The organism is Serratia sp. TSO36 (assembly GCF_057808395.1).
The window spans coordinates 325,169-338,265 of the sequence record NZ_JBJZOU010000021.1 but is presented as its reverse complement, the minus strand read 5'-3'; the positions used below and the strand labels follow the sequence as shown (position 1 = coordinate 338,265).

The 13,097-nt window shown below is 60.8% G+C and carries 13 protein-coding genes; 10 read left to right on the top strand and 3 right to left on the bottom strand.

Annotated features, from left to right (window positions below; translation table 11 throughout):
* Positions 1-70 precede the first annotated feature (70 nt).
* The 10 genes from rlmN to ACK3CV_RS19060 all read left to right on the top strand — a co-directional run bounded on the left by rlmN (position 71) and on the right by ACK3CV_RS19060 (position 10,360).
* Complete coding sequence (gene rlmN / locus ACK3CV_RS19105) at positions 71-1,267, top strand: dual-specificity RNA methyltransferase RlmN (protein ID WP_004941426.1); 1,197 nt, start codon at positions 71-73, stop codon at positions 1,265-1,267.
* A gap of 98 nt (positions 1,268-1,365) precedes the next feature.
* Positions 1,366-2,115 carry a type IV pilus biogenesis/stability protein PilW gene (pilW, locus tag ACK3CV_RS19100; protein ID WP_164037967.1) on the top strand — a complete coding sequence of 250 codons (750 nt, stop codon included), beginning with the start codon at positions 1,366-1,368 and terminating at the stop codon, positions 2,113-2,115.
* Positions 2,105-3,040 (top strand): cytoskeleton protein RodZ, encoded by a 936-nt coding sequence (gene rodZ / locus ACK3CV_RS19095; protein WP_164141480.1) that lies wholly within the window; start codon positions 2,105-2,107, stop codon positions 3,038-3,040. Before pilW ends, rodZ begins: the two co-directional genes overlap by 11 nt.
* A 45-nt stretch (positions 3,041-3,085) precedes the next feature.
* Positions 3,086-4,207 (top strand): flavodoxin-dependent (E)-4-hydroxy-3-methylbut-2-enyl-diphosphate synthase, encoded by a 1,122-nt coding sequence (gene ispG, locus ACK3CV_RS19090; protein WP_016929756.1) that lies wholly within the window; start codon positions 3,086-3,088, stop codon positions 4,205-4,207.
* Between the two features lie 139 nt (positions 4,208-4,346).
* A complete protein-coding gene (hisS, locus tag ACK3CV_RS19085; RefSeq protein ID WP_033635593.1) occupies positions 4,347-5,621 on the top strand; it encodes a histidine--tRNA ligase in 1,275 nt (424 codons plus the stop codon).
* A 13-nt stretch (positions 5,622-5,634) separates the two neighbouring features.
* On the top strand, positions 5,635-6,255 hold the full coding sequence (locus ACK3CV_RS19080; RefSeq protein WP_049194911.1) for a YfgM family protein: 621 nt from the start codon (positions 5,635-5,637) through the stop codon (positions 6,253-6,255).
* An 11-nt stretch (positions 6,256-6,266) separates the two neighbouring features.
* Positions 6,267-7,448, top strand: coding sequence for an outer membrane protein assembly factor BamB (bamB, locus tag ACK3CV_RS19075; protein WP_033648914.1), 1,182 nt, complete (start codon positions 6,267-6,269; stop codon positions 7,446-7,448).
* A gap of 131 nt (positions 7,449-7,579) precedes the next feature.
* The gene (gene der / locus ACK3CV_RS19070) at positions 7,580-9,070 is read left to right on the top strand and encodes a ribosome biogenesis GTPase Der (protein ID WP_046897750.1); all 1,491 of its coding nucleotides are present in this window, start codon (positions 7,580-7,582) and stop codon (positions 9,068-9,070) included.
* Positions 9,071-9,169: 99 nt separating this feature from the next.
* Positions 9,170-10,126, top strand: a complete 957-nt coding sequence (locus ACK3CV_RS19065; RefSeq protein WP_047730075.1) for an AEC family transporter — start codon at positions 9,170-9,172, stop codon at positions 10,124-10,126.
* A 12-nt stretch (positions 10,127-10,138) separates the two neighbouring features.
* The gene (locus ACK3CV_RS19060; protein WP_164037974.1) at positions 10,139-10,360 is read left to right on the top strand and encodes a zinc ribbon domain-containing protein; all 222 of its coding nucleotides are present in this window, start codon (positions 10,139-10,141) and stop codon (positions 10,358-10,360) included.
* Positions 10,361-10,364: 4 nt separating this feature from the next.
* On the opposite strand, the gene ACK3CV_RS19055 is transcribed toward ACK3CV_RS19060, so the two are convergent.
* The 3 genes from ACK3CV_RS19055 to ACK3CV_RS19045 form a co-directional block, all read right to left on the bottom strand.
* On the bottom strand, positions 10,365-10,706 hold the full coding sequence (locus tag ACK3CV_RS19055) for a protealysin inhibitor emfourin (RefSeq protein WP_033648911.1): 342 nt from the start codon (positions 10,704-10,706) through the stop codon (positions 10,365-10,367).
* On the bottom strand, positions 10,706-11,731 hold the full coding sequence (locus ACK3CV_RS19050; RefSeq protein WP_074027035.1) for a M4 family metallopeptidase: 1,026 nt from the start codon (positions 11,729-11,731) through the stop codon (positions 10,706-10,708). Before ACK3CV_RS19050 ends, ACK3CV_RS19055 begins: the two co-directional genes overlap by 1 nt.
* A gap of 62 nt (positions 11,732-11,793) precedes the next feature.
* Positions 11,794-12,876 (bottom strand): LacI family DNA-binding transcriptional regulator, encoded by a 1,083-nt coding sequence (locus tag ACK3CV_RS19045; protein ID WP_060436591.1) that lies wholly within the window; start codon positions 12,874-12,876, stop codon positions 11,794-11,796.
* Positions 12,877-13,097 lie beyond the last annotated feature (221 nt).

Here is a 13,097-nt window from a genome sequence, read left to right as displayed (position 1 = left end):
GGGCTGAAATGCACAACTTACTGTCCATTCTTTAGCGCCATAACGTGTAATAACGAGGCCAGAGATCATTATGTTAGAACCCATCACGTCCGAGCACACCGTGTCTGAAAATAATTCGCTGACTACCCCCTCCGTTAACGTGGAGCAACCGGCTGCGGCCAAAATCAACCTGCTGGACCTGAACCGCCAGCAAATGCGCGAGTTCTTCGCCGAAATGGGCGAGAAACCGTTCCGCGCCGATCAGGTGATGAAGTGGATTTACCACTACTGCTGCGACGATTTCGAGCAGATGACCGACATCAACAAAGTCCTGCGCGGCAAGCTGCAACGCGTGGCGGAAATCCGCGCGCCGGAAGTGGCGGAAGAACAGCGTTCGGCCGACGGCACCATCAAGTGGGCGATTAAAGTCGGCGATCAGCAGGTCGAAACCGTGTACATCCCGGAAGCCGACCGCGCGACGCTGTGCGTCTCCTCGCAGGTGGGCTGCGCGCTGGAGTGCAAATTCTGTTCGACGGCGCAGCAGGGCTTCAACCGCAACCTGCGCGTGTCGGAAATCATCGGCCAGGTGTGGCGCGCGGCGAAAATCATCGGCGCGCTGAAGGTGACCGGCCAACGCCCGATCACCAACGTGGTAATGATGGGGATGGGCGAGCCGCTGCTCAACCTGAACAACGTGGTGCCGGCGATGGAAATCATGCTCGACGACTTCGGCTTTGGCCTGTCCAAACGCCGCGTGACCCTGTCTACCTCCGGCGTGGTGCCGGCGCTGGACAAGCTGGGCGACATGATCGACGTGGCGCTGGCGATCTCGCTGCACGCGCCGAACGACACCATCCGCGATGAGATCGTGCCGATTAACCGCAAGTACAACATCGAGACCTTCCTGTCCGCGGTGCGCCGCTATCTGGAGAAATCCAACGCCAACCAGGGCCGCGTGACCGTCGAGTACGTGATGCTGGATCATATCAACGACAGCACCGACGATGCGCATCAGCTGGCGGAAGTGCTGAAAGACACGCCGTGCAAGATCAACCTGATCCCATGGAACCCGTTCCCGGGCGCCCCTTACGGCCGCAGCTCCAACAGCCGGGTGGATCGTTTCTCCAAGGTGTTGATGGAATACGGCTTTACGACTATTGTTCGTAAAACCCGTGGTGACGATATCGACGCCGCCTGCGGGCAACTGGCGGGTGAAGTGATCGACCGTACCAAGCGTACCCTGAAGAAGAAAATGGCCGGGGAACCTATCAACGTACGGGCGGTCTGAATCCTATAGCACCATTTTTTGTTATCTAACAGCCTGTTATGCGAAAGCGTGTCGCTGGCGGGCGTTAGCTGACGGCCGATAAGGAAATGAATGCGGGCATGAAGCTGAAACTGTGGGGTGTGTGGCTGGCGGCCGGGTTGTTGGCCGGGTGTTCCGGTTCAGCGCCGGAAAAGGAAGCGCAAGTCTCTGAGGCGGGCCAGACGCGGTTGCAACTGGGCCTGGAGTACCTGCAGCAAGGCGACATGGACGCCGCGCGCCAGAACCTGGAAAAGGCGCTGGACGCAGCTCCGCAGGATTACCGCACGCAGTTGGGCATGGCGCTCTATGAGCAGCGGATCGGTGAAAATACCGCGGCCGAACAGCGTTATCGGCAGGCGCTCAAACTTGCGCCGGGCAATGGCACCGTATTGAATAATTACGGTGCGTTTCTTTGCGGTTTAGGGCAGTATGTACCGGCGCAACAGCAGTTTAGCGCTGCGGCGCTGGCGCCCGATTATGGCCAGGTCGCCGACAGCCTGGAAAACGCAGGTTACTGTTTTCTCAAGGCCGGACAAAACGATGAAGCGCGCACGCTGTTGAGCCGCGCGCTGAAGGTCGATCCGGACAAAGGCACTCCGCTGTTGGCGGAGGCCGAAAAGCAATTTGGAGAAGGGAAGCGCGCCCAGTCGCAACTTTTATTGGATGTTTATCAGCATGTTCTGCCGGCCAGCGCCAGCAGCTTATGGTTACAGATTCGTTTCGCCGCGTTAGCCGGCCGTCAGGATAGCGTTCAACGCTATGGCAAGCAGCTAGCGCGAAGTTTTCCACAATCCAAACAGTACCAGCAGTTCTTAGCTAATGAATACTGAAGCCTCCCAAGATAAAACCGTATCCATGACGACGGGCCAGCGCCTGCGTCAGGCCCGTGAGCAACTCGGGCTGAGCCAACAGACCGTTGCAGAACGCCTGTGTCTCAAAATGTCCACCGTGCGCGATATCGAGGAAGACAGCGTGTCCGCTGACCTCGCGTCCACCTTCGTGCGCGGCTACATCCGTTCCTACGCCAAGCTGGTGCATTTGCCGGAAGACGAACTGCTGCCGATGCTGGCCAAGCAGGCGCCGTTGAAGATGGCGAAAGTGGCGCCGATGCAAAGCTTCTCGCTGGGCAAGCGCCGCAAGAAACGCGACGGCTGGCTGATGAGCTTCACCTGGCTTATCGTGTTCGTGGTGATCGGCCTGACCGGCGCCTGGTGGTGGCAAAACCACAAGGCGCAGCAGGAAGAGATCGCCACCATGGCCGATCAGTCCTCGGCACAGCTTTCGCAGAATAACGAAGGGCAGTCCGTGCCGCTGACCGACGGCAATGCCGACACCGGCACCAACGTGCCGTTGACCGACAACAGCGCCGCGCCGGCCGATGCCGGCGCAGCGGCTCAGCAGCAGCCTGCCGTGGTGTCGCCAAGCCAGACCACCCTGCCGGAAACCGCGCCGGCGGCACAGGCGCCGTTGCCGACCGCCGATGCGGGCGTGGCCGCGCCGGTGGCCGATCCGAATGCGCTGGTGATGGATTTCTCCGCCGACTGCTGGCTGCAGGTGACCGATGCGAGCGGTAAGACGCTGTTCAGCGGCACCCAGAAGCAGGGTGGCAAGCTGAACCTGGCCGGCACTGCGCCGTATAAACTGACCATCGGCGCGCCGGCGGCAGTACAGATCCAGTATCAGGGTAAGCCGGTTGATTTAAGCCGGTTCGTTAAGTCAAACCGTGTTGCTCGCCTGACCGTCGCCGCGCAGTAATCGCGCGGCTGGTCGTGATGTCAGAGCAGCAATGGAGAGTAAGTAATGCATAACCAAGCGCCCATCAACCGTCGAAAATCTACACGCATTTACGTCGGCAAGGTGCCTATTGGTGATGGCGCGCCGATTGCCGTGCAGTCGATGACCAACACCCGTACCACCGATGTTGAAGCAACGGTTAATCAGATCAAAGCGCTGGAGCGCGTGGGCGTTGACATCGTCCGCGTTTCGGTTCCTACCATGGACGCCGCCGAGGCGTTCAAGCTGATCAAGCAGCAGGTCAACGTGCCGCTGGTCGCCGATATCCACTTCGATTATCGCATCGCACTGCAGGTTGCCGAATACGGCGTAGACTGCCTGCGCATCAACCCGGGCAACATCGGCAACGAATCGCGCATTCGCTCGGTGGTGGACTGCGCCCGCGACAAGAACATCCCGATTCGCATCGGCGTCAACGGCGGCTCGCTGGAGAAAGACCTGCAGGAAAAGTACGGCGAACCTACGCCGGAAGCGCTGCTGGAATCCGCCATGCGCCACGTGGACATCCTCGATCGGCTCAACTTCGATCAGTTCAAGGTCAGCGTCAAGGCGTCGGACGTGTTCCTGGCGGTGCAATCCTACCGCCTGCTGGCCTCGCGCATCGATCAGCCGCTGCATCTGGGCATCACCGAAGCCGGCGGCGCACGCAGCGGGTCGGTCAAATCGGCCATCGGCCTGGGCATGCTGCTGTCTGAAGGCATCGGCGACACCCTGCGCATCTCGCTGGCGGCGGATCCGGTCGAAGAGGTGAAGGTCGGTTTCGATATCCTGAAGTCGCTGCGCATCCGCGCGCGCGGCATCAACTTCATCGCCTGCCCGACCTGTTCGCGTCAGGAATTCGACGTGATCGGCACGGTGAACGCGCTGGAGCAGCGCCTGGAAGACATCATCACGCCGATGGACGTTTCGATCATCGGCTGCGTGGTGAACGGCCCGGGCGAAGCGCTGGTGTCCACCATGGGCGTGACCGGCGGCCACAAGAAGAGCGGCTTCTATGAAGACGGTGTGCGCCAGAAAGAGCGTTTCGACAACGAACAGATGATCGACCAGCTGGAAGCGAAAATTCGCGCCAAGGCCGCGATGATGGACGAAAGCAACCGCATCACGGTCAATCTGCTGGAAAAATAAGCGTTATCGCTACACGGCGGGCCTGTTGGCCCGCTTGTTTATGAACCTGAAGGGCAGAAAACCGCATCCGCGTTGAATACCGGGCGGCAAAGTCCCTATAATCAGGTTCATTTTTACAGACAACGGACAGAGAACTCACGTGGCAAAGAACATTCAAGCCATTCGCGGCATGAACGACTACCTGCCGGAAGAAACGGCATTATGGCAGCGTATTGAAGGCACCCTCAAGCAGGTGCTGGGCAGCTACGGTTACAGCGAAATCCGGTTGCCGATTGTAGAGCAGACCCCGTTATTCAAACGCGCGATCGGTGAAGTGACCGACGTCGTGGAAAAAGAGATGTATACCTTCGAAGACCGCAACGGCGAAAGCCTGACGCTGCGTCCGGAAGGGACGGCTGGCTGCGTGCGCGCCGGCATCGAACATGGTCTGCTGTACAATCAGGAACAGCGTCTGTGGTACATCGGCCCGATGTTCCGCTACGAGCGCCCGCAGAAGGGCCGCTACCGTCAGTTCCATCAGCTGGGTGCGGAAGTGTTCGGCCTGCAAGGCCCGGACGTCGACGCCGAGCTGATCCTGCTGACCGCCCGCTGGTGGAAAGCGCTGGGCATCGCCGAGCACGTCAAGCTGGAGCTGAACTCCATCGGTTCGCTGGAGGCGCGCGCCAACTACCGCGACGCGTTGGTGGCATTCCTGGAGCAGCACGTCGAGGTGCTGGACGAAGACTGCAAACGCCGCATGTACAGCAACCCGCTACGCGTGCTGGACTCCAAGAATCCTGAGGTGCAGGCGCTGTTGAACGACGCGCCGCGCCTGTCCGAGTACCTGGACGAAGAATCCCGTGCTCACTTCGCCGGTCTGTGTGAACTTTTGGCGCAGGCAGGTATCCCATATACCGTTAACGAGCGCCTGGTGCGCGGTCTGGATTACTACAACCGCACCGTGTTTGAGTGGGTGACCACCAGCCTGGGCGCGCAGGGCACTGTCTGCGCGGGCGGCCGTTACGACGGCCTGGTCGAGCAATTGGGCGGCCGTGCCACCCCGGCGGTCGGTTTCGCCATGGGCCTCGAACGCCTGGTGTTGCTGGTGCAGGCGGTTAACCCGGAATTCAAGGCGCCGTCGGCTATCGACGTGTATGTCATCTCTTCCGGCGCGGGCACCCAGAGCGCGGCGATGCAGCTGGCTGAACAGGTGCGCGACGCCGCGCCGCAGTTGAAGCTGATGACCAATTACGGCGGCGGCAACTTCAAGAAGCAGATCACCCGTGCGGACAAATGGGGCGCGCGCATCGCGCTGATCCTGGGTGAGAGCGAAGTGGCGGCGCAGCAGGTGGTGGTGAAAGACCTGCGCAGTGGTGAACAAGAAACGCTGGCGCAAAGCGAAGTCGCTGCGCGTCTGGCTTTGATGTTAGGTTAAGGAGAAGGACACCGTGGAAGTCTATACCACTGAAAACGAACAAGTCGACGCACTGCGTCGGTTCTTTGCCGAGAACGGCAAAGCGCTGGCGGTGGGCGTGGTGCTCGGAATTGGTGCCCTGGTTGGCTGGCGTTACTGGCAGAGCCATGAAAACTCCAACATGATGGCGGCATCGCAATCCTATCAGGAAGCCAGCGATCGTCTGGCGGCCGGCAAGCCGGATGACGTGGCTGCCGCGGAGAAATTTGTCCAGGCTAACGGCAACAGCTACGGCGTATTGGCCGCGCTGCAGTTGGCCAAGCACTTTGTCGAACAGAATGATTTCGCCAAGGCGGAACAGCAATTGGCGCTGGCGCAGGGCCAGACCAAAGACGACAACCTGTTGGCGATGATCGACCTGCGTCTGGCGCGCGTCCAGCTGCAGGAGAAAAAGCTGGATGAAGCGCTGAAAACGCTGGATGGCGTGAAAGGCGAAGGCTGGGCGGCGATGATGCAGGATGTGCGCGGCGATGTGCTGCTGGCCAAGGGCGACGTCAAGGGCGCGCGCGAAGCTTACAGCAAGGGCATTGAGTCCAACGCTTCTCAGGCGCTGCAGGTTCTGCTGCGCATGAAATTGAATAACTTGTCCAGCTAAGGGGAATTCCCATGCAATTGCGTAAAACACTCTTGGTCGGACTGGTTTCCGCTGCCTTGCTGAGTGGTTGCTCGCTGTTTAACAGCGAAGAAGACGTGGTTACCATGTCGCCGTTGCCGAAAGTTGAAAATCAGTTTACGCCGAGCAAGGCGTGGAGCACCTCGGTGGGCGACGGCATCGGTGAGTATTACTCCCACCTGCGTCCGGCCTATCAGGACAGCACCATTTACGCCGCCGATCGCTTCGGCATCGTGAAAGCGATGGACGCCGACAGCGGCAACGAGAAGTGGAAGGTCAATCTCTCCGAGAAGACCGGCTTCTTCTCCAGCAACCTGTCTGCGCTGCTGTCCGGCGGCCTGACGGTCGCGGGTGACAAGGTTTACGTCGGCAGCGAAAAAGCGGTGGTTTACGCATTGAACACCGCCGACGGCGCCATCGCCTGGCAGACCAAAGTGGCCGGCGAAGCGATCTCCCGTCCGGTTGTCAGCGACGGCATGGTGTTGGTGCACACCTCCAACGGCATGCTGCAGGCGCTGAACGAAGCCGACGGCGCGGTGAAATGGACGGTTAACCTGGACATGCCTTCGCTGTCGCTGCGCGGTGAATCCGCGCCGGCCGTCGCCTTTGGCGCCGCCATCGTCGGCGGTGACAATGGCCGCGTCAGCGCCGTGCTGATGCAGCAGGGGCAACTGATCTGGCAACAGCGTATTTCTCAGCCGAGCGGCGCGACCGAAATTGATCGCCTGAACGACGTGGACACCACGCCGGTGATCGTTGACGGCGTGGTCTACGCGCTGGGTTACAACGGCAACCTGACGGCGCTGGATCTGCGTTCCGGCCAGATTATCTGGAAACGCGAGCTGGGTTCGGTGAACGATTTCATCGTCGACGCGGGCCGCATCTACCTGATCGACCAAAACGATCGCGTAGTCGCGCTCAGCACCGAAGGCGGCGTGACCGTGTGGACGCAGAGCGATCTGCTGCACCGCAACCTGACGCCGCCGGTGATGTATAATGGTTATCTGGTGACCGGTGACGCCGAAGGCTATCTGCACTGGATCAACACCACCGATGGCCGTTTTGTCGCCCAGCAGGAAGTGGACAGCTCCGGCTTCCTGTCTGCGCCGATGGTGGCCGGCGACAAGCTGGTCATCCAGGCTCGCGGCGGGAAAGTTTACGCTTTCACCCGCTAACGCCGCTCGTCGCAAGGCTTGAAAACGGCTCCTGAGTGTTCAGGGGCCGTTTCGTATTTTTATAAGCTGTACCGCTGGTGTCTATCCACAGTGCAGTAACGCATTGATTATTAAGTAATGAGGCTTCAACAATGATACCTGTCGTCGCGCTGGTCGGGCGCCCGAATGTGGGTAAATCCACCTTGTTCAACCGTTTAACCCATACGCGCGATGCGCTGGTGGCGGATTTCCCGGGGCTGACGCGTGACCGCAAGTATGGTCGTGCTGAAATCGAAGGCAATGAATTCATCATCGTCGATACCGGCGGTATCGACGGCACCGAAGACGGCGTCGAAACGCGCATGGCCGGTCAGTCGCTGCTGGCGATCGAAGAGGCGGACATCGTGCTGTTCATGGTCGACGCCCGCGCCGGCCTGATGCCGGCGGATCAGGGCATCGCCCAGCACCTGCGCAGCCGCCAGAAGGCGACCTTCCTGGTGGCCAACAAGACCGACGGCCTGGATCCGGACACCGCCACCGCCGATTTCTACTCGCTCGGCCTGGGTGAAGTTTACGCTATCGCCGCTTCCCACGGCCGTGGCGTGACCCAACTGATCGAACACGTGCTGGTGCCGTTTGTGCCGGAAAAACCGGAAGACGTCGAGCTGACCGAGGAAGAGGCCAACGCCGCTTACTGGGCCGAGCAAAACGGCGAAACGCTGGAAGGCGAAGAAGACGAAGAGCCGGAAGAAGCGTTCAACCCGCAGGATCTGCCGATCAAGCTGGCGATTGTCGGTCGCCCGAACGTCGGTAAGTCTACGCTCACTAACCGCATCCTCGGCGAGGAGCGCGTGGTGGTGTATGACATGCCGGGCACCACCCGCGACAGCATCTACATTCCGATGGTGCGCGACGAACGCGAATACGTGCTGATCGACACCGCCGGGGTGCGCAAACGCGGCAAGGTGACCGAAACCGTCGAGAAATTCTCGGTGATCAAGACCCTGCAGGCGATTGAAGACGCCAACGTGGTGCTGCTGGTGATCGACGCGCGTGAAGGCATCTCCGATCAGGATCTCTCGCTGCTCGGCTTTATCCTCAATAGTGGGCGCTCACTGGTGATTGCGGTCAACAAGTGGGACGGCATGAGCGAAGAAGATCGCGAGCACGTGAAAGAGATGCTCGACCTGCGTCTGGGCTTCGTCGACTTCGCGCGCGTGCACTTCATTTCCGCTCTGCACGGCAGCGGCGTCGGCAACCTGTTCGAATCGGTGCAGGAAGCCTACGAGTGCGCAACCCGCCGCGTAAACACCTCGATGCTGACCAAAATCATGCAGATGGCGGTTGACGATCACCAGCCACCGTTGGTGCGCGGCCGCCGCGTGAAGCTGAAATATGCTCACGCCGGCGGTTACAACCCGCCGATCGTGGTGATCCACGGCAACCAGGTCAGCGATCTGGCCGATTCGTACAAACGCTACCTGATGAACTACTTCCGCCGCTCGCTGAACGTGATGGGGACGCCGATCCGCATCCAGTTCAAAGAGGGTGACAACCCGTTCGCCGGCAAACGCAACCTGCTGACGCCGACCCAGATGCGTAAGCGCAAGCGCCTGATGAGCCACCTGAAAAAGAGCAAGTAATCGCTCATGAGGGGCGCGGCAGTGATGCCGCGCCCCTTTTTTATTGGCCCGAAATCGTTTTATTATCTGAAGATTACCTCGCCTGCCTGAAGGAACACCATGTCCTGGGAAACCTGGAGTTTTGCGTTCAACGTCACCGTGCCGAATCTGCTGATGATGCTGTTGGGGATCCTGCTGCGCCATTGGCGCCTGATGGATGACCGCTTCGTCGACGGCGCGACCCGCCTGGTGTTCAATCTGGCGCTGCCATGCCTGCTGTTTTTCAGCATCGCCACCAACCACCCGCAGCTGCTCGGCAACCTGCCGCTGGTGCTGTTCGGCGCGGTCGGCACGCTGGCGACCTTCCTGCTCCTGGAGCTGGCCGCCAAGTGGCTGGTGAAAGAGCCGCGTGAGCGAGGGGTGTTCGTGCAGGGCGGTTTCCGCGCCAATACCGCCATCGTCGGCCTGGCCTACGCCATGACCGCCTACGGCAGCGAAGGCATTGCGCTCGCCTCGCTGTACCTGACGGTGACGGTGATCCTGTTCAACGTGCTGTCGGTCATCACCCTCACGCGCAGCCTGCAGGGCGGGCAGGGCAAGAAAATCAGCCACCTGTCTTTGCTGCGCAGCATCGTTACCAACCCGCTGATCATCGGCCTGGTGTGCGGGCTGCTGTACGCGCAAACCGGGCTGGGCATCCCGACCGTGATCCGCCAGACCGGCAGCTATATCTCTGCGCTGTCGCTGCCGCTGGCGCTGCTGTGCACCGGCGCCAGCCTGGATTTTCGCGCCATGTTCCGTTCGTCCAACGTGGCGGCGCTGTCGTCGGCGGCCAAGCTGTTTCTGGTGCCGTGCCTGATGACGCTGGCCGGCTGGCTGTGCGGGTTTCAGGGGGCTGCGCTGGGCATTATCTTCCTGTTTTCCGCCACGCCGACCGCGTCGGGCAGCTATGTGATGACGCGCGCCATGGGCGGCAACGCCACGCTGGCGGCCAACATTATCGCCATCACCACCGTCGGTTCGTTCTTCACCACCGCGTTGGGGATTTATTTCTTGCGCTCATGGGGCGCGATTTAACCTGGAGTCGTTATGGAAGCGCACTGTCCGCAATGCCGTCAGACCATGAAGTGGGTAGCGGGTCACTACCTTTGTGAAGCCTGCCAGCGCGATTATCGGCAGCTGGCGAGCTGCCCGGAGTGCGGGCAGCCGCTGCAAGAATTGAAAGCCTGCGGGGCGGTGGATTACCTGTGCCAGAACGGGCACGGGCTGATCTCCAAAAAACGGGTGAATTTCAGCTATCAGCCGCTGTAAGTCCTCACTCATCCACCTGGCCGGTTTTCCACAGATCCACCAGCGCCTGCGGCGCGCTGCTTTCCGGGATTAACAGCACGATCTCAGTGCTCAGGGTGGGGCTGGTGTAGTTGATTTGCACGCGGTAGTAGCGCTGGTCGCCGCAGCCGGGGGAGCTGGGCTGGCCTTCTTCCTGCGCGTAGGGCAGCGTCTGGTTCAGCAACTGATTCAGGCGCTGCCGCTGCTCCGGCGTGATATCGGCCAGCGCGATGCGGCGCTGGCCCGCCAGTTTGGGAATGTAGGCAAAGCCTCCCTCGCGCGCCAGCTCAATGACCGTATCCTGATTGAGCGTCGGCAGCGGTTTCATTATTCCACCCCCACCTGATGCCAGGCTTGCTGCACCTTGTCCGCCACGCTCTGGTCGAAACGCGCTTGCGCATGTTTCACCGTGGTGCGGGCGAAGGTGGCGAAGTCGGCGTTTTGCGGCAGCGCTTTGTCGCACACCGTGTCATACCAGACGTAACCGGCTTTCTCCCAGGCGAAGCCGCCCAGCGCCGTCGCCGCCAGGTAGAAGGCGCGGTTGGGGATGCCGGAGTTGAGGTGCACGCCGCCGTTGTCTTCCTTGGTCTGGATATAATCCTTCATGCTGGCGGGCTGCGGGTCTTTGCCCAGCAGCGGATCGTCGTAGGCGGTGCCGGGTGCCGACATCGAGCGCAGCCCTTTGCCTTTGATGCCCTCGGCGAGCAGCCCGGCGCCGATCAGCCAGTCGGCTTTATCGGCGGTTTGCTGCAGGTGGAACTGCTTGACCAACGAGCCGAATACGTCGGACAACGACTCGTTGAGCGCCCCGGACTGCTGGTAGTAGATCAACCCGGCTTCGCTCTCGGTCACGCCGTGCGCCAGCTCGTGGCCGACCACGTCGATGGCGATGGTGAAACGGTTGAAGATCTCGCCGTCGCCGTCGCCGAACACCATCTGCTGGCCGTTCCAGAAGGCGTTCTGGTACTCCTTGCCGTAGTGCACGCTGCCGACCAGCGGCAGCCCCTGGTTATCCAGTGAATTGCGGCGGTAGGCCTGCCAGAAGAAATCGTAGGTGACGCCGAGATAGTCGTAGGCTTCGTCCACCGCCACATCGTGGTTGCTGGGCTGGCCCTCTTTGCGCACCTGTTTGCCGGGCAGCTGGGTGCCGTTCTGGGCGTCGTAGATATCGCGGAGCGCTTCGCCGGCTCGGGCGTTTTTCTCGGTCGGCGAATGCAGCGGCTTGTTGCCGAGCAGGCTTTGCACGTGGTTCAGCGTGTGCAGCGCGCAGTCGCGCTGCGGGGCGTTGCCGTGTTCAATGATGCGGCGCAGCATGTAGGGAGGAATGACGGAACGCATGCGCTGGGCTGGCATAGTGGCTCTCCTTAGGCAAAAATTTTACCTCATCGAATGAATGCACTGTGCCTAAGTGTAGCCTACTCGTCATAAAGCCTGTGGTCATGCGTGCTCACCGCCGGCGCGGTCTTGTGCGGGCTGATGCGTCGCACCGAGGCGCGCACCGCCAGCCGGCCGTGCAGCAGCAGATTGCACGGCGGCGCGTCGGCGCGCAGCATGCGCCGCTGCAGCAGCTGGATCGCCTCGTAACCCAGTTCGTCGCGCGGCACCTGCACCGAGGTCAGCGGCACATCGTGGATTTCCGCCAGATTGAAGCCGTCGGTGCTCATCACCGAGACGTCGCCCGGCACGCTCAGCCCCCGCTTGTTGAGCGCTTTGACCGCCCCGACCGCCATGTAGTCGCCGCCGGCCAGGATCGCCGTCGGTAGCGGGGCGTGGCCGTGGATGCCATCGAGATAGGTGGTCAGCGCCTGCTCGGCCTCTTCGCCACCGAAGCCGGAGGTGGTGATCAGATGGCGGCCGTCGTCGAACGGCAGATGATGCCGGGCGTAGGCCTGGCGGATGCCCGCCAGCCGCAGCTCCATGGTGTGGCGGCGCAGGCATTGCAGATTGAGGATATGGCTGTGCCCCTGCTGGAACAGGTAGCTGGCGGAATAGTCGCCGATCAGCTGATGATCCGGCGAGACGCTGTCCAGCCGCATCTGCCGATCGCTGCAGTTGATCAGCACGCAGGGCTTGTGCAGATCGGCGGCCAGGGTGTGGATATGCTCGTCGTCGATGCCGATGATCAGCGCCGCTTCGGTGTGCGGGTCGCTCATTTTTTCCAGAAACAGCGCGCCGTCGCTGTGTTGCTCTTCCAGCCCGCAGTAGCGGATGCGCACCTCGTGCTCCATCAGCGCGGCGGCGATACCCTGAATGACCTTGTAGTAGAAGATGTCGGTGCGCACGTCGAACGCGCGCTGCGGCGCGAACACCATCACGTTGTTCAGCATCAGCCGGCCGCTGGAAATGCCCTGCAGAATGCCGTTTTGCTGCGCACAGTCCAGCACCTTGCGGCGCGCCTCGGCGCTGGTGTTGGCCTTGCCCGCCAGCACGCGGGAAACGGTGCTGATCGACAACCCGGTTTGGCGAGCGATCTCCTGAATTTTCAGCTTTCCGTTCATTCTGTGATCTCCTTCAAATTCGTCCGTGAGAATATTTTCATTGCAGATTTTCAGCGTCTTGACCGGATTTCTTGGTCATTATGACTATTTTTTCACCCGTCTGTGAAAATCTTTGCAAAAAACCCCGTTTCGCTGCGCGCTCTCGCTGAGTAGTCTGCATTGGTACACCAATTTTAGCGACCTGTCAGTCCAATTTTAACGGTGTGCGAAAAAGAAAACAA

Coding starts and splice junctions, on each gene's coding strand:
- rlmN (WP_004941426.1), top strand. CDS start 71: ATGTTAGAACCCATCACGTCCGAGCACACCGTGTCTGAAAATAATTCG.
- pilW (WP_164037967.1), top strand. CDS start 1,366: ATGAAGCTGAAACTGTGGGGTGTGTGGCTGGCGGCCGGGTTGTTGGCC.
- rodZ (WP_164141480.1), top strand. CDS start 2,105: ATGAATACTGAAGCCTCCCAAGATAAAACCGTATCCATGACGACGGGC.
- ispG (WP_016929756.1), top strand. CDS start 3,086: ATGCATAACCAAGCGCCCATCAACCGTCGAAAATCTACACGCATTTAC.
- bamB (WP_033648914.1), top strand. CDS start 6,267: ATGCAATTGCGTAAAACACTCTTGGTCGGACTGGTTTCCGCTGCCTTG.
- der (WP_046897750.1), top strand. CDS start 7,580: ATGATACCTGTCGTCGCGCTGGTCGGGCGCCCGAATGTGGGTAAATCC.
- ACK3CV_RS19065 (WP_047730075.1), top strand. CDS start 9,170: ATGTCCTGGGAAACCTGGAGTTTTGCGTTCAACGTCACCGTGCCGAAT.
- ACK3CV_RS19060 (WP_164037974.1), top strand. CDS start 10,139: ATGGAAGCGCACTGTCCGCAATGCCGTCAGACCATGAAGTGGGTAGCG.
- ACK3CV_RS19055 (WP_033648911.1), bottom strand. CDS start 10,706: ATGAAACCGCTGCCGACGCTCAATCAGGATACGGTCATTGAGCTGGCG.
- ACK3CV_RS19050 (WP_074027035.1), bottom strand. CDS start 11,731: ATGCCAGCCCAGCGCATGCGTTCCGTCATTCCTCCCTACATGCTGCGC.
- ACK3CV_RS19045 (WP_060436591.1), bottom strand. CDS start 12,876: ATGAACGGAAAGCTGAAAATTCAGGAGATCGCTCGCCAAACCGGGTTG.